The organism is Glutamicibacter sp. V16R2B1, assembly GCF_005774635.1.
GTDB classification, from domain to species: Bacteria; Actinomycetota; Actinomycetes; order Actinomycetales; family Micrococcaceae; genus Glutamicibacter; species Glutamicibacter creatinolyticus.
In genome coordinates this window covers 160,119-177,455 of record NZ_VATX01000007.1, presented here as the reverse complement: position 1 = coordinate 177,455, position 17,337 = coordinate 160,119, and the positions used below count along the sequence as shown (strand labels likewise).

Genomic DNA, 17,337 nt, shown 5'->3' with positions numbered 1-17,337 from the left:
GAGCGGGTGGCGGTGATCGGGTAACATTGATCTTGGCTAAACGCCGTGCGCCTTTAGCTCAGTTGGTAGAGCACTGGACTTTTAATCCATTGGTCGTGGGTTCGAGCCCCACAGGGCGCACCGTCAAGATCGGGTCCGGCGAGGAACACCTCGTGGGGCCCGATCGTTTTTGTTGCGCGCACCCGCGGCGAGGCGGTTATGGCGTGGACCGGTCAGGGGACGCGGCGAGCCGCTCAAGAAACACCCCGACGCGCTGCATCAGCAGCGCAGTGGCCTGCGGATCGTGGCCGGGCAGGGAACTGTCGGTGAACAGGTGGGCCCGTCCCGGGTAGGTGAAAAGCTGCGCCAGACCGGCGCCCGGACCCTGCACGAACTGCTGCGCCGCATCCAGGTCCCCTTCATGGGCGAAAAACGGGTCATCAGCCATGCCGTGGATCTGCACCGGCACGGTACTCGGCCACGGCCCGAAGGACCAGGGGGCCTGCGGGTCCACAAAGGACTCCAGCAGCAGGGCACCACGCGCCCCGGCCCGCTGCTGGGCGAAGCGCTGGGCCAACATCACGCCCCAGGAGATCCCGGCATAGACCAGATCCTGCGGCAGGGCGCCCACCAGCTCATCGGCCCGCTGGTTCACCGTCTCCTGCCCGAGCCGCTGCACCAGCTCCATCCCGGAGGGAATGTCGGGCGGCAATTCGCCGGCAAAGAAGTCCGGTGTGTGAACGACGTGCCCGGCCTGCTCCAATTCCTCGGCCAGTGCGCGCACCCCGTCGGTCAGGCCCTGCACGTGGTGGAACAAGATGACTTCGGCCATGGGGGCTCCTGAGAGTGGGAGAGGCGGGGATGCGCCCGATCCTAGGGCGTGGGCCGCAGCGCGTCAACGTCCCGCCGCCGCTAACGCACGGCACCGCCTAGCGTTCGTCCACCAGGTTTTCGATGCGCTGGGGCAGGTGCTGAAGCGCCGAATCCCAGCCGGGCATCTCACTGTTGATCTCCACGCTGTACCCCTCGGTCAGGATGAACTCGGCGCAGGTCAGGGTCTGTGATCCGGAGGTGCTTTCGTAGATGAAGGCGCGGCGGATGTCATGCCACAACAAGGTGGCGGACTCGTCGATGACCAGCCCGGTGGGTTGAACCTCGACGGTGCGCTGCGGGTAGCTCATGGGGGCCTTCCGTGGCTGAAAAACGTGCTTTCGTCCCAGTGTAAGGGCAGGATGCGGCGAATCCGGAAGGCCCGGGCCGCAACTCAGGCAATCTTTGGCGGATCCACACGACGCAGCGAGCCCTCGGGCTCCAGGCTGAGCAGGTAGTCCAGGCCCAGGGACGCCAGGAACGCCTCGTCGTGGCTGACCACCAACAGCGCACCGTGGTAGGCCCGCAGCGCCTGGACCAGCTGCTCCACGCTGGAGATGTCCAGATTGTTGGTGGGCTCGTCCAGGATGACCAGGTGGGGAACGGGCTGGGCCAGCAGCACCGTGGCCAGGTAGACGCGGAACCGCTCACCGCCCGAGAGCGTCCCCAGTTCCCGGTCCACACTGGAGCCGCGCAGCAGCATCCGGGCCAGGAAGTTGCGGATTTGTCCCGGGCTTGCCCCCGGCGCCGCCGACCGGACATTGTCCAGCGCCGAGGCGTGCTCATCCAGCGAATCCAGGCGCTGTGGCAGGTAGCCCACCCGGTCGGTGTGCAGCGTGGCCGACACCGTGCCATCGGTTGGGCCGGTGCCGGAAAGCAGCCGGCGCAGCAGCGTGGTCTTGCCCGCCCCGTTCGGGCCCACCAGGCCGACCCGTTCGGGGCCCTGGATGCTGTGGGTGGCCGCTGCGTCGCTGAATTCGGCGATGCGCCGTCCGCGCGGCAGCGCCGGGTCGGGTAGTTCCAGGTTGATCTGCTCCACCTGGCGGACCTTCGCGTCGGCCGCGTCCACGGCCTGCTGCGCGCTGTCCACCTTGGATTCCAGATGTGAGCGCATCGCCCCGGCCGAGGCCTGGGATTTCTTGCGCAGGTTATCGGCGGCCATGCGCGGTATGCTGCCGCTCATCTGCAGGGACCGGCCCTGCCGCTGGCGCCGTGCCAGCTTTGTTTCCGCCTCGACGCGTTGGCGCTTTTCCACCTTCAGCGCCTGTTCGGCGTTGCGGGCCGCCTGCTGCGCGGCGGCCTGTTCGGCCTGCAGCTGTTCGCGGTAGATGCTGTAGGGGCCGCCAAAGCTGCGCAGCGTTCCGCCGTGCAGTTCGGTGGTCTGCTCCATCAATTCCAGCAACTGCAGGTCGTGGCTGACCACGATCAGGGTGCCCGGCCAGGTCTGCAGCATTGCGTAGAGCTGACGCCGGGTGGGCAGATCAAGGTTATTGGTCGGTTCATCCAGCAGGGTGATCCCGTGCTGCGCCAGGCGCAGACCGGTGACGGCCAGCAGCATCGCCTCCCCGCCGGACAGGGTTGTGACCGCGCGGGTGAGGTCCTGGGCTCCAAAGCCCACACGCGCCAGCTCGGCCTCGGCCCGCGCCTCGATGTCCCAGCGCTCGCCGACGGCCTCGAAATCGGCTACATCGACGCTGCCGGCCTCGATGGCCCGCAGCGCGGCGAGGGTGGTCTCAATGCCCAGCAGCCCGGCGACGGTCATCTGTTCGTCCAGGATCAGGTTCTGCGGCAGGTAGCCGACCTCCGCGGTGGTTTCCACGTGCCCGCCGCTGGGGCGAAGCTGCCCGGCGATCAGCTTGAGCAGGGTCGACTTTCCGGCGCCGTTCTCGCCCACCAGGCCGGTTTTCCCGGTGTTGAATGTGCCGTTGACTTCCCGCAGCGCGGGGCTGCCGTCGGGCCAGGCGAAGGACAGGGAATGGATGGTGACGGCCGGTGAGTGAGCCATGGGATTCTCCTCGGGCGCCGTGCTCGGCGCGGGTTGCGGCCGGCGACGGGCTGCAGATGGCATCGAGGAAAAGAGCTGCCCCGGCTGGGACGCGACGTCTTGGGGAATTCGACGAGATCTGAGGTCGGCCAGCCGGTAGTGAACAAGGGCGCGTGCGCGCGGTTCGTTGGGCTAGGCGGTGACGATCTCGGTCTTCATGTAGTGCAGTCTAGCAAAGTGCGGGTGCTGTTCGGCGGAGTTGTGGGCCATTGCACCCAGCGCAGCCGATGCCACGCGCGGAAGCCGGCAGAAGCAAAGCACCGCCGCAGGCATTGCCCGCGGCGGTGCTTTCGGGGTCTGTGGCTGGGGCCGGATGCTATTTGGTTGCCCGGTGCAGGGCAACGATGCCCCCGGTGAGGTTGCGGAACTCCACGTTCTGCCAGCCGACGGCCAGGAACTTGTGGGCAAGCTGCTGCTGGTTCGGCCAGGCGGCAATCGACTCCGCCAGGTAGGCGTACGCCGAGGGGTTCGAGGAGACCAGGTAGCCCAGCGCCGGAATCACCCGGGGCAGGAACTGCTGGTAGGCAATCCGGATCGGGGCGAAGGTGGGGGTGGAGAACTCCGCCACCACAATCCGTCCGCCGGGTTTGGTGACCCGACGCATCTCGGATAGCGCCTTTTCGGTGTCGGAGATGTTGCGCAGCCCGTAGGAGATGGTCACCGCGTCAAAGGTGTCGTCCTCAAACGGCAGATCGGTGCCGTCCCCGTACACGAATTCCAGTTCCGGGTGGCGCTTGCGGCCCTCGGCAAGCATGCCGTGGGACATGTCGCAGGCGGTGACCTTCGCCCCGGCCTGTGCGAAGGGAACCGAGGAGGTGCCGGTGCCGGCGGCCAGGTCCAGGATCCGCTCCCCGGACTTGGGGTTCACGGCCTGGGTGGTGAGCTTGCGCCAGTAGTTGACGATGCCGCCGGTCATCAGGGTGTTGAGCAGATCGTAGCGGGGTGCCACGTTGTCGAACATCTCCTGAACCTGGTTTGCCTGCTTGTCCAGGCCCGCACGCACATTATGGGAAGTCATGGATCCAAGTCTTTCACAATCTTGGTGGGTTGGCGTCCAGCCTGTGCCGCACATCGCCCCGCGCCCCGGCGGGTGCCGGGGCGCGGGGTGCGCACGGTCAGAGCAGGGAGTCCAGCCGGGCGTAGCTTGCCTCCATCCCGTCGGTCATGCCGGTGCCCAGGATCGAGTCGCGGGTCTGGGCGTCCGGGTAGGTGATCACCAGGGTCAGCAGGGTTCCGCCGGGCGCCGGGGTCAGTGTCAGCTCATTGACGGTGACCGGGGAATCGGTGCCGATCATCTGCTCGGTGGTGCGTTCGTAGACCGGGGCCTGGCGGGCCAGGATTCGGCCGCAGAAGCCGAATCCTTCCTGCCCCGACCCGGCCTGCGGTTCCCACCAGGAACGGTGCTCCTGCCCTACCTCGCTGCCGACCACGCATTCGGTCAGCCCCCAGCCGTCCGGGCCGAACATCCAGCGGCGCAGCATTTGGGGGTCGTGGTAGGCGTGCCAGACCTGCTCCCGGCTGCCGCGGATGACCCGGCTGATGCGCACCTTCGTGTCGCTGAGCAGCTGGGCCTCGGTGGGCCGTGCCAGGGCCACATCACCCAGGTCGACCAGCACCTGGTCCAGCTGTCCCATGGCCAGGCGCAGGCCTTCATCCATCCCCATTTCCAGCAGCTGCTCCAGGTCCTCGACGGAATTGAAGTGGGAGGTGACCGTCAATTTCGAGCCTTCTTCCCACGGGCCGAAGGCGAAGCTGACCCGGGTGGTGGGCAGTTGCCGATTTGGTTCCCCCTCGGCCGTGGCGAAGCCGTCGATGACCTCGAAGAGCCTGTGTTCGAGAAGTTCACTCCACTGCCAGTAGCCGTGGAACGTCTCGCCCTCGGGGGAGGTCATGTAGTAGTGGCTGAAGCCGTTGGCGCAGCCGTCGTGGCGGGTGAAGGTGGCCGGGTAGCCCGGCGGCCCCCAGAATTTTTCGATCTGGCGCGGGTCGAGGTAGGCCTGCCAGAGGCGTTCGACCGGCACGGGGAATTCGGCGTGCACGGTGAGGGTCAGCGTGTCGGCGTCCTTGAGGACCGAGGTGACGGGCATGGCGTGCTCCTTAGGATGGTGCCTCGTCGGCGAGGAAGTCATCCAGGCGTTCGATGCGCTGGCGCCAGATGTCCTCGAAGGCTGAGAGTGTTTGCGTGACGTGCCGGAGTCTTTCCGGCTGGCCTCGAACGAGTCGTTCGCGGCCACATGCGATCTTGCTGACCAGGCCCGCCGCCTGAAGCGCGGCCACATGCTTTTGCACTGCGGCGAAGGACATGTCGTAGTCCGCCGCCAGGTCCGAGATGCTGACCTCGGCGTTAAGGGTTCGCCGCACGATGTCACGTCGTGTGGCGTCGGCCAAGGCACGGAAGACCCGGTTTAGCTGCTCATCGCTCAACTCTTGTACAACCATTTGGTTGTACAATACCGGACGTCGCACGGGCTGGGAAGGGGGCGGGGCAGAAAAATCTCCGCGATTCACTGGGGCTCTAGTCAGATGAGAATTCACCTACTCGAAAAGGTGATAAGTCGCCGGGATTCAGGGCGACGGCTCCGGCTCTTCCCAAGGAGTCGCCCGGAGCCTAGCATCTAAGTCACCACCGAGGGGGCGGACAGAGCACGCTAGGGGGCGCAATGGGCGAGGTGATCATCCAGATTTCCGCACTGAGGAAGAGTTTCGGACGCGTCGAGGCGCTAAGGGGCCTGGATTTGGAGTTGGCTCCCGGTCAGATCCATGGCTTTCTTGGCCCCAATGGGTCCGGCAAGACCACGACCATCCGGGTGCTGTTGGGGCTGTTGCGTGCCGATGCGGGCCGGGTGCGGCTTTTCGGGGCTGATCCGTGGCGCGCGGCGGTGTCCCTGCATCGGCGGTTGGCCTACGTCCCCGGGGAGGTGAACCTGTGGCCGAAGCTGACCGGCGGGGAGGTGATTGACCTGCTCACCGCGCTGCGCGGCGCCGTGGACAAGGCGCGGCGCGACGAGATGATTGAACGCTTTGAACTGGATCCGCGGCGCAAGACCCGCACCTATTCCAAAGGAAACCGGCAAAAGGTGGCCCTGGTGGCCGCCCTGTCCAGTGACGTGGATCTGCTGATCCTCGATGAGCCGACCAGCGGCCTGGACCCGCTGATGGAACGCGTGTTCCAGCACGCGGTGCAGGAAGCGGCCGAGCGCGGCACCGCCGTGCTGCTCTCCAGCCACCTGCTGGCCGAAGTGGAGAAGCTGTGCAGCCACGTCACCATCATCCGCGATGGGCGCAGCGTGGAATCCGGAACCCTGCAACAGCTGCGCCACCTGACTCGCAGCGATGTGGTGCTTTCCAGTGACATTCCGCTGGAGCGGCTGCGCGGGTTGCAGGGAGTGGAGGCGGTCCACCAGGAGCAGGGGCTGATCCGGTTCAGCATCGAGCAGCAGCGCGTGGCCGGGCTGCTGCGGGTGCTTGGCGGGTACACCGTGCACTCCTTCAGCTGCACCCCGCCGAGCCTGGAGGAGCTGTTCCTGCACCACTATCAGTCCGGGGCGGGACGATGAGTGCCCGGCGCGGGGGCCGGCATGCGCAGGTGGGTGTGCGCCGGCAGGGGTTCGGCGCCGCACTGCTCCTGTGGCGGCGGATGCTGTTCGCCTCCCGGTGGGGCATCCTGGTCTGGTCACTGGTGATGGCGGGGCTGTTGTACTACATGGTCCAGGCGGTGCGCACCGTGATGGGCCCGGACGGGTTGCAGGCCCGGGCACAGGTGATTGGGCTGCCGGCCGGAGCCATGTTGTCCGGGCCCGGGTACGGGCTGGAGGACTATACGCTGCAGGCCATGACGGCCAACGAGCTGCTCGGGGGCTTCGCGGTGGCCGTGGCGATCATGTCCCTGCGTCTGGCGGTGCGCCACACCCGGGGCGATGAGGAAGCCGGGCGTACCGAGCTGCTGCGGGCGCTGCCGGTGGGCCGGTTCGCGCCGCTGGGTGCCGCCGTGGGTACCGGGCTGACGGCCAACCTCGGTGCGGCTGTGCTGGTGTTTCTGGCGTTGCGGGCCTGCGGCTTCGAGGCCAACGGCAGCCTTGGATTCGCCCTCGGGCTGCTGTTGCTGGGGTCGGTGTTCACCGGCGTCGGGGTGCTGTGTGCGCAGCTGAGCCTGACGGCGCGCACGGCCAGCGCCTGGGCGGGAATGCTGCTGGGGTTGGCCTACCTGCTGCGTGCCGTGGGGGACGCCGGGCAGCGTGGGGGCGGTGTGCTGTCCTGGGCCAGCCCGATTGGGTGGGTCCAGCAGCAGCGGCTCTTCGTTCAGCAGCGCGTCTGGCCGCTGTGGCTGGTGCTGGGTCTGGGGGTGCTCCTGATCGCTGCCGCCTTCGCGCTGCAGGCCCGGCGGGAGGTCGGTGCCGCCGTCTTTGCCCAGCGTGCCGGCCGGGGGAGGGCCGGGTTGCTGGGCCGTACCCTGCTGGGATTTGGGCTGCGCATGGAGCGCAACCGGATGCTCTGCTGGGCTGCCGCCGTGCTGGTGGCCGCGGTGCTCACCGGCTCCCTGGCCGGGGCGGTGGCCGATGCCTTCGCCCAGTTGCCCCAGCTCCAGGCCCTGTTGGGGGCGCCGGGGGCGGATGCCCAACTGGATCAGCTGGTGATGGCCGCGCTGGCCAAGTTCCTGGCCTTCTTCGCGATGGTGGTGGGCGTCTTCGCCGTGCAGAGCCCGCACCGGCTGCGCCGCGATGAACTGCACCACCGCGGTGAAGTGGTGCTAGCGCTGCCGGTGTCCCGGTGGTGGCTGATGGGACACCAGATGCTGCTGGGTCTGCTGGGCAGTGCACTGCTGCTGGCCATGGCCGGGCTGGGTCTGGGGATCGGGGCCGGTTCCGCGCTGGCCGCTCCGGTGCTCGGAAGCTTTGTTGCCGCGAGCCTGTGGTACCTGCCGGTGGTGGCCTGCTGGCTAGCGCTGTCCATGCTGGCGCTGGGCATCGAGGCGCGCGGCGGGGCAGCGCTTGTCTGGGTGCTGCTGGTTGGCTGCATCCTGATCGGCACCTACGGGCCACTGCTGAATGTGCCGCAATGGGTCATGGACGCCGAACCATTCACCTCCATCGCGGCACTGGAAATCGTGCGCGAGGGCGCATCCGCCGTCCCGGCGGCGGGGTTCACCGCCGCGGCGCTGCTGCTCGGTGCCCTGGCCCTCGGGCTGTACCGGCGCCGGGATCTGCGTGGCTAGCCGGCAACGCGCCTAGGGGAGCTCCTGGACCTGGATAATCTTGCCCGTCTGGACATCAACCACAATGGTGGCCGGCTGTCCCGACAAAACCGCGGCCCGATCCTGCAGCGACAGCTCGCTGACGGCTTCGGCCAGCGAACCCTGCGGGACAAAGGCCTCCTGCAGCGGGAAGGGCCGGGACTGGGGCGCGACACCCGCAGGCGCGGGCGCCAGCACGGGCACGGCGATGACAGCGGCCGCCAGCATCAGCACAGCGGCACCGGCAACGCGGCGCAAGGAGGTGAACTTCACGGTGTTGTCCAATCACTGGGGAACGAGATTAACCGTCATTATCTCCCAAGGTGGGACTGTTGCGGGAAAAGAACCACGCATCGGTGCGCGCCCTGGCGGCGGCGCCCTTCAAAAGCCCGCGGATTTGCCCTAGTCTGATGTTCCACGATCAAAAGTTTTAGGCACGGGTCTACGCTTCGGGGTTTGGAGTGGCATGGGGGGAGCGGTCATCGACTGGACGGCAGAGGCCCGCAAGGCGGCGCGCGCCCACGAAATGCTTGGCAGCCAATCCGGGAACATCGACGCATTGCCGCTGCGCAACGTGGTGCGCGAATCCTGGAAGCGCTCCCTGTCCATTCCCGGGATCCGCCGCGAACCGGCGGTGCTCAGTGATGAGCGGCTGCGGCTGACTCGCGAACGCAGTGAGCTGCAGCGGATTTGGCCGGTGTTCGAAAAACTACTGGTGCCCGCCGCCACCGACGCGAACCTGCTGGTGGCGCTCGCCGACGCCCAGGGCACCTTGCTGTGGGTGGCCGGCAGCGGCTCCTCCGTGGACGGGGCCGAACGGGTGGGGTTCGCCGCGGGCGCGAACTGGGCCGAAAGTTCGGTGGGAACCTCCGCCCCGGGGCTGGCGCTGGCCACCGGTGACGGGGTTCAGGTTTCGGGGGCCGAGCACCTGTACGAGCACGTGCATCACCTGAACTGTTCGGCAGCGCCCATCCACCACCCGAAGACCGGGCGGATCATCGGCGCGGTGGACCTGACCGGCGGGGATGAGGCCATCGCCGTGCACTCCCTGCCGCTGTTGCGTGCCGCGGTGGCGGCCGCCGAAAGCCAGCTGCTGCTGCCGGGGCCCGCCCACCGTCCGGGCAGCGGGGACTTCCTGGATCTGGGCGCCGCCGAGGGCCCGGAACTGTCTGGCCAGCCCATCTCGCTGCGCCACGCCGAGATCCTCACCCTGCTAGGCGCCCACCCGCGGGGGCTGAGCAACGCCGAGCTGGTCGAGCGGCTCTTCGAATTCCCGGATGCGGCCGCCGCCGGGACGGTGCGCGCCGAGATCGTTCGGCTGCGCAAGGTGCTGGTCGCCGTCCCGGGCCGCAGCATCGCCGCCCGCCCCTACCGGCTGGGATGGGATCTGCACACCAGCCTGGGCCGGTTGTGGCAGGCACTGGAATCCGGGGACCTGGAACAGGCACTGGCCCTGCACCCGGCGGACATGCTGGCCCGCTCCCAGGCGCCGGGCATCGTGGAACTGCGGGCCCGGGCGCACGCCGCCCTGCGCGAGGTGGCAATGGACCGGGGCAGTGCCCACCAGCTGCTGCGCCTGGGCCGGCAGCTGGCCGACCCGCAGCTGCTGCAGGCGGCGTTGCGCGAGCTGCCCGCGGACTCCCCGGCCCGCTCCCTGGTGGTGGCCGAGGTGGAGGCCATGATCCGCTGAGCTAGGCGGGCAGCCCCACCAGCCCACGGGGCGTATGCCACAGGGCCCCGGCCAGCCATTCGGCACCCAGCCCCCAGTCGTTCAGCACCTGCAGCTGATGGCTGTAGGGGTAGGGGATCGAGGGGAAATCGCTGCCCAGCACCACCTTGCCCGCCAGCGCATGCAGAATGCGGGCATAGTCGGGCGGGACTGGAAAGAGCTGCTGCATGTAGGAGGTGCCCACCATCGTGGTGTCCAGGTAGACGTTGCGGTGCTTGTGGGCCAGCTCGGCAAACGGCAGATAGTCCGGCAACCCGGCGTGGGCGATGATCAGCACCAGACCCGGGTGGCGTTCAATGAGCCGCCGGATCGGTGCGATGCCGGTGAACCTCCCGGGGTGCGGCCCATGCCCGCAATGGATAACCACGGGGGCGCCGGCCTGCTCCACCAGCCTCCAGGCCTCCTCCAGCCGCGGATCCAGGACGCAGAACCCGCCGACCTGGACATGGATCTTGAAGATCCGCGCCCCGGCGTCCAGCGCCCGCTGCACCACGGCAGGGGCCTGGGGTTCCGGGAAGAACGTGGCTGAGTGAATCACCTGCGCATGGTCTTGGGCCAGGGCGGTGCTGAAGTCGTTGAGCCACTGGGCCATGCCCGGGCGGTGCGCGTAGTTCAGCGAACTGAAATTGCGCACCCCCAGCCCGGCCAGCACCTCGATCCTCTCCTGGAGCGGAAGCCGGTAGTGGATCGGCCAGGCTGGCGCGCCGCTGGCGGCCACCCCATCGAAGAATCCCCAGACCTTCTGCTGCACCCGATCCGGCATGAAATGCACATGCAGGTCAGTGATCCCGGCAATGCCCAGTTCAGCCAGCCAGCCGCTGACCTGCGCATCACCACCTGGCCCCGCCCTATGCCGCATAGCGCTGCCCACCTGTTCTTGAATCGTCCGCCGCCCGGTCCCCTCGCGCCTCATCGTACGTTGCCCGGGGCATGCAACCTAGTTGCAACCTTCCAGTGACTATCGTCACATCCAACAGCTGCGGTTCACCGCGAAGGAGTCCGCGGCACCGCGGGCCCGGCGCCGGCGGACGGGCCAAGAACCACCACGGGCAGCATCTGTCCGGCCACGAAGGAGCAAGACAACCATGGGTATTTACGCCAACCCGAACACCGACGGCGCACTGGTCGCGTTCAAGTCGCGCTACGAGAATTACATCGGGGGCCAATGGGTGGCCCCGGTCAAGGGCATGTACTTCGAGAACATCACCCCGGTCACCGGCAAGGCGTTCTGTGAGGTGGCCCGCTCCACCGCCGAAGACATCGAATTGGCGCTGGACGCCGCACATGCCGCCGCCCCTGCGTGGGGCAGGACCAGTGTCGCCGAACGGGCGGTCATCCTGAACAAGATCGCGGACCGCATCGAGCAGAACCTGGAAATGCTGGCGGTCGCCGAAACCTGGGACAACGGCAAGGCGGTCCGTGAAACCCTGAACGCGGACCTGCCCCTGGCGGTGGACCACTTCCGCTACTTCGCCGGGGCCATTCGCGCCCAGGAAGGCACCCTGTCGCAGATCGATGATGACACCACCGCCTATCATTTCCACGAACCGCTGGGCGTGGTCGGGCAGATCATCCCCTGGAACTTCCCGATCCTGATGGCCGTGTGGAAGCTCGCCCCGGCGCTGGCCGCGGGCAACGCGGTGGTGCTGAAGCCGGCCGAGCAGACCCCGGCCAGCATCCTGGTGCTCATCGAGCTGATCGGGGACCTGCTGCCCGAGGGCGTGGTGAACATCGTCAACGGCTTCGGTGCCGAGGCCGGCAAGCCGCTGGCCTCCAACCCGCGCATCCGCAAGATCGCGTTCACCGGTGAAACCACCACCGGTCGGCTGATCATGCAGTACGCCTCGGAGAACCTGATCCCGGTCACCCTGGAACTGGGCGGTAAGAGCCCGAACATCTTCTTCGAGGACATCGCGGCCAGGGACGACGCGTTCTACGACAAGGCGCAGGAGGGCTTTACCCTGTTCGCGCTGAACCAGGGCGAGGTGTGCACCTGCCCCTCAAGGGCACTGGTCCAGGAAAGCATCTATGGCGAGTTCATGGAGAAGGTGCTGGCCCGCACCCGGGCGATCAAGCAGGGCAACCCGCTGGACACCGAAACCATGATGGGGGCCCAGGCCTCCAACGACCAGCTGGAGAAGATCCTGTCCTACATGGACATCGGCACCGCGGAGGGCGCCAAGGTGCTCACCGGCGGCGGCCGGGCCGAGCTGGGTGGGGAGCTTGCCGACGGCTACTACGTGCAGCCCACCATCTTCGAGGGCAGCAACAACATGCGCATCTTCCAGGAGGAGATCTTCGGTCCGGTCGTTGCGGTCACCAAATTCAGTGACTACAACGACGCGATCACGATCGCCAATGACACCCTCTACGGCCTGGGGGCCGGCGTGTGGAGCCGCGAGGGCAACACCGCCTACCGGGCCGGACGACAGATCCAGGCCGGTCGTGTCTGGGTCAACCAGTACCACGCCTACCCGGCGCACTCGGCCTTCGGGGGCTACAAGTCCTCCGGCATCGGCCGGGAAAACCACCTGATGATGCTCTCGCATTATCAGCAGACGAAGAACCTGCTGGTCTCGTACTCGGAGGACAAGCTCGGCTTCTTCTAAGCAACACCGTTCACACCCTCCCCGTCCTTGGGGAAACCACTTCCACATTTTGAACAGACCTCGAGGGCGTGGGGTCACCGGGTGCAGCGCCGCCGATAGCCAGCCTCATCGGCGGCCGCCCCGCTCACGCTGCACGCCTTCGAACGCCAAGCAAAGGACAACACCATGAGCACCATGAAAGCAGCCGTCGTCGAGGACTTCGGCCAGGAATTCCAGGTCAAGGACGCCCCCATCCCGGAGCCGGGCCCCGGCCAGGCGCTGGTGAAGCTCATCGCCTCGGGCGTATGCCACACCGACCTGCACGCGGCCGAGGGGGACTGGCCGGTCAAGCCGACGCTGCCGCTGATCCCCGGTCACGAGGGGGTGGGCACCGTTGAGAAGGTCGGCCCGGGCGTCACCGAGGTGAAGGTCGGCGACCTGGTCGGCAACGCGTGGCTGGCCAGCGCCTGCGGCAGCTGCGAATACTGCCGGACCGGCTGGGAAACCCTGTGCGAGTCCCAGACCAACGGCGGCTACTCGGTGAACGGCAGCTTCGGGCAGTACATGCTGGTGGATGCACGGTTCGCCGCCCTGATCCCACAGGGCTCGGACCCCCACGAAATCGCGCCGGTGCTGTGTGCCGGCGTGACGGTGTACAAGGGCCTGAAGATGACCGGGGTGCGCCCGGGACAGTGGGTGGCCATCTCCGGCATTGGCGGGCTGGGGCACATCGCGGTGCAGTACGCGGTGGCCATGGGCATGCGGGTGGTCGCCATCGACGTCGCCGACGAGAAGCTGGCGCTGGCCACGAAGCACGGGGCCGAACTGACCGTCAACGCGTTCGCGCAGGACCCGGCGGAGGTAATCCAGGAAAAGATCGGCGGTACCCACGGGGTGCTGGTCACCGCCGTGCACCCTGCTGCCTTCGGCCAGGCCATCGGGATGACCCGCCGCGGCGGCACCATTGTCTTCAACGGCTTGCCGGCCGGGGATTTCCCCGCCCCGATCTTCGACATCGTGCTCAAGGGACTGACCATCCGCGGCTCGATCGTCGGCACCCGCCAGGACATGATTGAGGCCCTGGAATTCTATGCGGCCGGGAAGATCAAGCCGACCTTCCACACCCGACCGCTGGAGGACATCAACGCCGTCTTCGACGAGATGCGCCATGCGAAGATCGATGGCCGCGTCGTGATCGACTACACGGCGCAATAGTAGGACACTGGGGACCCGGCCACTGCCCGAAGAACGCAGCGTCAGCGCTCACGCGTGCACTTCGGGCGCAGGCTTCCCCGCCGACGCCAAGCCGCACCAACCAGCAAAGGACACACCATGGCCCAGGTTATCGAATCCCGCCCGGTGATCGATGGTGAGCAGTTCTCCCGGGTCGACTTCACCGCCCAGTGCGTGCAGCTGCTGCGCCGGCTGTGGGATCTGCACGGCCCGCTGATGTTCCACCAGTCCGGCGGCTGCTGTGACGGCTCCTCTCCCATGTGCTACCCGGCCGGGGAATTCAAGACCGGCAACGCCGACATCCTGCTGGGGGTGCTGGCGCTGCCTGCTGAGGACGGGACCGTGCTGGGCGACATCGATTTTTGGATGTCAAGGGAACAGTTCGAATACTGGAAGCACACCAGGCTGACCGTGGACGTGGTCAACGGGCGCGGCTCGGGGTTCTCGCTCGAAGCCCCGGAGGGCAAGCGGTTCCTGATCCGCAGCCAGCTCATCGAACCGCCAGCTCACTAGCGGCGCGGTGCGGGGGCACCGGGCCTAAAGCCCCGTGGAGGGCAGCAGGGGCTGCTGCGGGTGGCGGGGCGCCGCCGTGCGCCGCGCCAACTGGCTGCACACCAGCAGGACCAGCACCAGGGCCGCCAGGCACAAGCCACCGGCCAGCGGCAGGGTGGTCCAGCTGCCGCGCATCAGGAACAGGGCCGGCACCGTGCTGCTGGGAATCCCGGTGAGGACCAGGAACCAGCCGGTAAAACGCTGGATGTCCACCTCGCCGGCCCGTTCCCGGCCCAGGGACAGGCGCCAGAAGAACAGGAACCAGGCCACCGCCCAGCAGAGCCAGATCACCGCAAACACCGGGTCGCTGCCCAGCAGGGACAACGCCTGATACAGCGCAATGGCCGCCACGAACAGGCAGTACCAGCCAAAGCCGTGCTCTTCGGCGCCGGTGACCAGGCTGTAGCCCACCCAGAGATAGGTGATGCCAAACAGGTAGCTGGGCCACGCGCCGGACACCAGCTGCGGGTCACCGCCGGCTTGGGCCAGGATGATGGTGGGCAGCACCACCTGGATGGTCCCCACCAGGAAATTTAGGGGAATAGTGGACCTCGCGCCAATAATCCCGGCCGCGGCCAGGCCGTTGACCAGCAAAATGACACCGACGAATACCAGTCCCACATGTTCCATATTCCACTCCTCGCCATGCATTGCCGGGGCAATTGGGCTCAACCGGGTCGCGGCAGCGAACCGGGAAGATTTTGGCCGCCAGAGCAGCGGTTGAACATATTGTAGCGCCCCCGGGGCTTGAACGTGACCGGCGGCACTGGCCCGGGGCCGTGGTGTGCGCCGCGCTCGATGCGTAGACTGTGGCCATGCGACTATGGTCCCTGCATCCAAGCCTGCTCGACGCCAAGGGACTGGTGGCCTGCTGGCGTGAAACGCTGCTGGCGCAAAAGGTCCTGGCCGGACAAACCAAGGGGTACACCGCGCACCCGCAGCTGGTGCGCTTCCGGGCCGTGGACCAGCCGCTGGCGGTCATCGGCCGTTACCTGCAGGGACTGTGGGATGAGGCCGCGAACCGTGGCTACCACTTCGACCCCTCGCGCATCCGCGAACCACACCCGGCGGCGGGGGAGCCGACCCTGGCACTGCCCAGCGGGCAGGCGGCCTTCGAACGACAGCACCTGCTGGGCAAGCTATTGATCCGCGACCCGCAGCGTGCCGAGCCGCTGCGCCGCCTTGGGGTCCAGCAGCTGCCGTTGCATCCGCTGTTTCACCTGGTTCCCGGATCCGTGGAACCCTGGGAGAAGGACACGGCCATCACGCGTAACGGATGATGCCGCGGCGCCGGGAAGTTGCTGAAATGGGGGAATGAGCCAAACTTCACCATTCCCCACCGGTGGGACCGACATTGAAATCCAGTTGCGTTGGAGCGACGAGGACAAGCTGGGCCACGTGAACAACGCCCGGATCGTGACGTTGATGGAGGAGGCCCGGGTCCGCTGGCTGCGCCGTGATGGAATCGCCGAACGCTTCGGCAACGGGCTGGTGGTTGCCGCGCTGCAGATCAACTACCTCAAGCCGCTGTACTACCGGCCGTCCATGACGGTTCGCATGGGGGTGGACCGAATCGGCACCAAGTCCTTTGCCCTGCGGCACCTGGGTTACCAGGACGGCCAGGTCGCCTTTGACGGAACCACGGTGATGGTGGCCTTGGACACCGATGGCGTGTCCTCACGCCTGCCCACCCCTGCCGAACGCCAATGGCTGCAGGACCAGATGCTCAGCGTCGGCAACGCATAGCGTCCGCGCCGCCGGTGCCTTCCCCTTGCGGCGCCCGGGGAAGGGTGTCCAACCCGTGGGCGCATCAGCGTGCTGGCCGCCCGCGTGGCAGGCTGTTTGGCCGCACTCCGGGCTGCCCCTCGCTGGCCGTGGCCGCCGGGAAAGCGGGAGGAAGGGCTTTCCCAGTTCCTCGCGGGCCTGCGCATCCCGCGCTTCGGCGGCCCTTCCCGGATCAGGCCGGCAAACAGCGCGGCCGGTCAAGGCCGGTTCTATGATGGCACCAGGAAACGGTGAACGTTGGCGGCGGAGGGCAGCTGGCGGCGCCTTGCGGCAGAAGGGAAACGGCAATGAGTGAACAGCGCACGGGGCAGGCACGGACAGTTGTCCTGCACGCCTCGGACAAGGTGCAGGACGTGCAGCGGGCGATCGATTCGGCCCGCCGGCTGGGCGAGGCATTTGAGGGGGTCCGGGTGCGCATCATCATCAATGGCCAGGCGCTGGACGCGGCCACCGGACTGCGCCCGGATCGCCTGCCGCCGGAAACGACGGTGGGGGTGTGCGCGGTGGGCCTGGCCAACCGGGGGATCGATGCCGCCCAGCTCCCCGCGGGAATCCAGGTGGTCCCGGCCGCCCCGATCGCGATCGCGCAGGAGCAGTTCGCCGGCGCCGCCTACGTGCGGCTTTAGCTGGCCAGGACCGCCAGGTGTCCGGCCAGCCGGGTGCTGGCATTGGCCAGGTGCGCGGCCAGCACCTCGGCGGCCGCGTGGCTCTCGCCCCGCGAGATCAGCTCGAGCAGCTGCGCATGCTCGCCCGCAATGCGTTCGGTGGACAGCAGCGTCGCGTCCTGGACATGACTCATGCACAGCCGGATCTCATCGGTGAGCTGGCTGTAGATGGTGCTGGTGCGCGGCGACTCCAGGGCGTCGACCAGTGCGGCATGAAACCGCACGTCGGGGTCGACGATGTCGATGGGCGAGGCGCCGCGCAGGGCGGTGATCTCCGCGTTGGCCTGCAGGGCGGCCTGCGGCACACGGCGTTCGAGGGCCAGCAGGCGCACCGCCTCGGCCTCGATGATTCCCCGGGTTCGGTAAATGTCCCGCGCATCATCGGCGTTCAGCACCCGCACCCGCGCGGTTTGGTGGGCGTTGCGGCTGAGCAGGCCGCTGGCCACCAGGTTTTCCAGGGCCGCCTTCGCGGTGGGACGGGCCACCTCATAGCGCGCGGCCAGCTCGGTTTCACGCAGCGGTGTTCCCGGAGCCAGTTCCCCGCTGAAGATTCGCTCCCGCAGGTCACGGATGATCGCCTGAACCACGGAGACCACTTGCAAGCGCGCCACCTGCGCTCCTTTCCGCCTTGGTGCCTGGACGGTTCAAGTATCGCATGCAAG

At 67.6% G+C, this 17,337-nt stretch carries 19 protein-coding genes and 1 tRNA gene; 10 read left to right on the top strand and 10 right to left on the bottom strand.

Features of this window, described 5'->3' with window-relative positions; translation table 11 throughout:
• Window positions 1-47 precede the first annotated feature (47 nt).
• Window positions 48-120 (top strand) — tRNA-Lys (locus FDN03_RS05030).
• A gap of 76 nt (window positions 121-196) precedes the next feature.
• Here FDN03_RS05030 and FDN03_RS05025 read toward each other — a convergent pair.
• The 6 genes from FDN03_RS05025 to FDN03_RS05000 all read right to left on the bottom strand — a co-directional run bounded on the left by FDN03_RS05025 (window position 197) and on the right by FDN03_RS05000 (window position 5,332).
• Entirely contained in the window at window positions 197-811 is a 615-nt protein-coding gene (locus FDN03_RS05025; RefSeq protein ID WP_138174691.1) for a dienelactone hydrolase family protein, read from the bottom strand.
• A gap of 97 nt (window positions 812-908) precedes the next feature.
• On the bottom strand, window positions 909-1,160 hold the full coding sequence (locus tag FDN03_RS05020) for a hypothetical protein (RefSeq protein WP_138174689.1): 252 nt from the start codon (window positions 1,158-1,160) through the stop codon (window positions 909-911).
• A gap of 83 nt (window positions 1,161-1,243) precedes the next feature.
• A complete protein-coding gene (locus FDN03_RS05015; RefSeq protein WP_138174687.1) occupies window positions 1,244-2,854 on the bottom strand; it encodes an ABC-F family ATP-binding cassette domain-containing protein in 1,611 nt (536 codons plus the stop codon).
• A 355-nt stretch (window positions 2,855-3,209) separates the two neighbouring features.
• Window positions 3,210-3,911: a demethylmenaquinone methyltransferase gene (locus FDN03_RS05010; RefSeq protein WP_138174685.1), complete on the bottom strand. Its 702-nt coding sequence runs from the start codon at window positions 3,909-3,911 to the stop codon at window positions 3,210-3,212.
• Between the two features lie 97 nt (window positions 3,912-4,008).
• Entirely contained in the window at window positions 4,009-4,980 is a 972-nt protein-coding gene (locus FDN03_RS05005; RefSeq protein WP_138174683.1) for an SRPBCC family protein, read from the bottom strand.
• Between the two features lie 10 nt (window positions 4,981-4,990).
• Complete coding sequence (locus FDN03_RS05000) at window positions 4,991-5,332, bottom strand: helix-turn-helix domain-containing protein (RefSeq protein WP_138174681.1); 342 nt, start codon at window positions 5,330-5,332, stop codon at window positions 4,991-4,993.
• Between the two features lie 221 nt (window positions 5,333-5,553).
• On the opposite strand from FDN03_RS05000, the gene FDN03_RS04995 reads away from it, so the two are divergent.
• Window positions 5,554-6,450, top strand: coding sequence for an ABC transporter ATP-binding protein (locus FDN03_RS04995; protein ID WP_138174679.1), 897 nt, complete (start codon window positions 5,554-5,556; stop codon window positions 6,448-6,450).
• Window positions 6,447-8,105 (top strand): hypothetical protein, encoded by a 1,659-nt coding sequence (locus FDN03_RS04990; protein ID WP_138174678.1) that lies wholly within the window; start codon window positions 6,447-6,449, stop codon window positions 8,103-8,105. Before FDN03_RS04995 ends, FDN03_RS04990 begins: the two co-directional genes overlap by 4 nt.
• A gap of 12 nt (window positions 8,106-8,117) precedes the next feature.
• Here the strand turns inward: FDN03_RS04990 and FDN03_RS04985 are convergent, their stop codons facing one another.
• On the bottom strand, window positions 8,118-8,396 hold the full coding sequence (locus tag FDN03_RS04985) for a hypothetical protein (RefSeq protein ID WP_138174676.1): 279 nt from the start codon (window positions 8,394-8,396) through the stop codon (window positions 8,118-8,120).
• Window positions 8,397-8,589: 193 nt separating this feature from the next.
• Between FDN03_RS04985 and FDN03_RS04980 the strand changes: the two genes are divergently transcribed.
• Window positions 8,590-9,813, top strand: coding sequence for a transcriptional regulator (locus FDN03_RS04980; protein WP_138174674.1), 1,224 nt, complete (start codon window positions 8,590-8,592; stop codon window positions 9,811-9,813).
• Window position 9,814: 1 nt separating this feature from the next.
• Here the strand turns inward: FDN03_RS04980 and FDN03_RS04975 are convergent, their stop codons facing one another.
• Window positions 9,815-10,711 (bottom strand): amidohydrolase family protein, encoded by an 897-nt coding sequence (locus FDN03_RS04975; protein WP_138174672.1) that lies wholly within the window; start codon window positions 10,709-10,711, stop codon window positions 9,815-9,817.
• Between the two features lie 226 nt (window positions 10,712-10,937).
• Between FDN03_RS04975 and adh the strand changes: the two genes are divergently transcribed.
• The 3 genes from adh (at window position 10,938) to FDN03_RS04960 (ending at window position 14,186) form a co-directional block, all read left to right on the top strand.
• Window positions 10,938-12,461 (top strand): aldehyde dehydrogenase, encoded by a 1,524-nt coding sequence (adh, locus tag FDN03_RS04970; RefSeq protein WP_138174670.1) that lies wholly within the window; start codon window positions 10,938-10,940, stop codon window positions 12,459-12,461.
• Between the two features lie 165 nt (window positions 12,462-12,626).
• The gene (gene adhP, locus FDN03_RS04965) at window positions 12,627-13,655 is read left to right on the top strand and encodes an alcohol dehydrogenase AdhP (protein WP_138174668.1); all 1,029 of its coding nucleotides are present in this window, start codon (window positions 12,627-12,629) and stop codon (window positions 13,653-13,655) included.
• Window positions 13,656-13,772: 117 nt separating this feature from the next.
• Window positions 13,773-14,186, top strand: a complete 414-nt coding sequence (locus tag FDN03_RS04960) for a DUF779 domain-containing protein (protein ID WP_138174665.1) — start codon at window positions 13,773-13,775, stop codon at window positions 14,184-14,186.
• A 24-nt stretch (window positions 14,187-14,210) separates the two neighbouring features.
• On the opposite strand, the gene FDN03_RS04955 is transcribed toward FDN03_RS04960, so the two are convergent.
• A complete protein-coding gene (locus tag FDN03_RS04955) occupies window positions 14,211-14,855 on the bottom strand; it encodes an AmiS/UreI family transporter (protein WP_138174663.1) in 645 nt (214 codons plus the stop codon).
• 185 nt (window positions 14,856-15,040) lie between these two features.
• Between FDN03_RS04955 and FDN03_RS04950 the strand changes: the two genes are divergently transcribed.
• The 3 genes from FDN03_RS04950 to FDN03_RS04940 all read left to right on the top strand — a co-directional run bounded on the left by FDN03_RS04950 (window position 15,041) and on the right by FDN03_RS04940 (window position 16,636).
• Complete coding sequence (locus FDN03_RS04950; protein ID WP_138174661.1) at window positions 15,041-15,505, top strand: pyrimidine dimer DNA glycosylase/endonuclease V; 465 nt, start codon at window positions 15,041-15,043, stop codon at window positions 15,503-15,505.
• Window positions 15,506-15,539: 34 nt separating this feature from the next.
• On the top strand, window positions 15,540-15,971 hold the full coding sequence (locus tag FDN03_RS04945) for an acyl-CoA thioesterase (protein ID WP_138174659.1): 432 nt from the start codon (window positions 15,540-15,542) through the stop codon (window positions 15,969-15,971).
• Between the two features lie 326 nt (window positions 15,972-16,297).
• Window positions 16,298-16,636, top strand: coding sequence for a hypothetical protein (locus tag FDN03_RS04940; protein ID WP_138174657.1), 339 nt, complete (start codon window positions 16,298-16,300; stop codon window positions 16,634-16,636).
• Here the strand turns inward: FDN03_RS04940 and FDN03_RS04935 are convergent.
• Window positions 16,633-17,286 (bottom strand): GntR family transcriptional regulator, encoded by a 654-nt coding sequence (locus tag FDN03_RS04935; RefSeq protein WP_138174655.1) that lies wholly within the window; start codon window positions 17,284-17,286, stop codon window positions 16,633-16,635. The two genes, FDN03_RS04940 and FDN03_RS04935, sit on opposite strands and share 4 nt — an antisense overlap.
• Between the last annotated feature and the right edge of the window lie 51 nt (window positions 17,287-17,337).

What these genes read in the sequence shown, in the direction of transcription:
- FDN03_RS04950 (WP_138174661.1), top strand. Translation starts at nt 15,041, where the DNA reads ATGCGACTATGGTCCCTGCATCCAAGCCTGCTCGACGCCAAGGGACTG.
- FDN03_RS05020 (WP_138174689.1), bottom strand. Translation starts at nt 1,160, where the DNA reads ATGAGCTACCCGCAGCGCACCGTCGAGGTTCAACCCACCGGGCTGGTC.
- adhP (WP_138174668.1), top strand. Translation starts at nt 12,627, where the DNA reads ATGAGCACCATGAAAGCAGCCGTCGTCGAGGACTTCGGCCAGGAATTC.
- FDN03_RS05005 (WP_138174683.1), bottom strand. Translation starts at nt 4,980, where the DNA reads ATGCCCGTCACCTCGGTCCTCAAGGACGCCGACACGCTGACCCTCACC.
- FDN03_RS05025 (WP_138174691.1), bottom strand. Translation starts at nt 811, where the DNA reads ATGGCCGAAGTCATCTTGTTCCACCACGTGCAGGGCCTGACCGACGGG.
- FDN03_RS04975 (WP_138174672.1), bottom strand. Translation starts at nt 10,711, where the DNA reads ATGCGGCATAGGGCGGGGCCAGGTGGTGATGCGCAGGTCAGCGGCTGG.
- FDN03_RS04995 (WP_138174679.1), top strand. Translation starts at nt 5,554, where the DNA reads ATGGGCGAGGTGATCATCCAGATTTCCGCACTGAGGAAGAGTTTCGGA.
- FDN03_RS04940 (WP_138174657.1), top strand. Translation starts at nt 16,298, where the DNA reads ATGAGTGAACAGCGCACGGGGCAGGCACGGACAGTTGTCCTGCACGCC.
- FDN03_RS04980 (WP_138174674.1), top strand. Translation starts at nt 8,590, where the DNA reads ATGGGGGGAGCGGTCATCGACTGGACGGCAGAGGCCCGCAAGGCGGCG.
- FDN03_RS05015 (WP_138174687.1), bottom strand. Translation starts at nt 2,854, where the DNA reads ATGGCTCACTCACCGGCCGTCACCATCCATTCCCTGTCCTTCGCCTGG.
- FDN03_RS05000 (WP_138174681.1), bottom strand. Translation starts at nt 5,332, where the DNA reads ATGGTTGTACAAGAGTTGAGCGATGAGCAGCTAAACCGGGTCTTCCGT.
- adh (WP_138174670.1), top strand. Translation starts at nt 10,938, where the DNA reads ATGGGTATTTACGCCAACCCGAACACCGACGGCGCACTGGTCGCGTTC.
- FDN03_RS04960 (WP_138174665.1), top strand. Translation starts at nt 13,773, where the DNA reads ATGGCCCAGGTTATCGAATCCCGCCCGGTGATCGATGGTGAGCAGTTC.
- FDN03_RS04945 (WP_138174659.1), top strand. Translation starts at nt 15,540, where the DNA reads ATGAGCCAAACTTCACCATTCCCCACCGGTGGGACCGACATTGAAATC.
- FDN03_RS05010 (WP_138174685.1), bottom strand. Translation starts at nt 3,911, where the DNA reads ATGACTTCCCATAATGTGCGTGCGGGCCTGGACAAGCAGGCAAACCAG.
- FDN03_RS04955 (WP_138174663.1), bottom strand. Translation starts at nt 14,855, where the DNA reads ATGGAACATGTGGGACTGGTATTCGTCGGTGTCATTTTGCTGGTCAAC.
- FDN03_RS04990 (WP_138174678.1), top strand. Translation starts at nt 6,447, where the DNA reads ATGAGTGCCCGGCGCGGGGGCCGGCATGCGCAGGTGGGTGTGCGCCGG.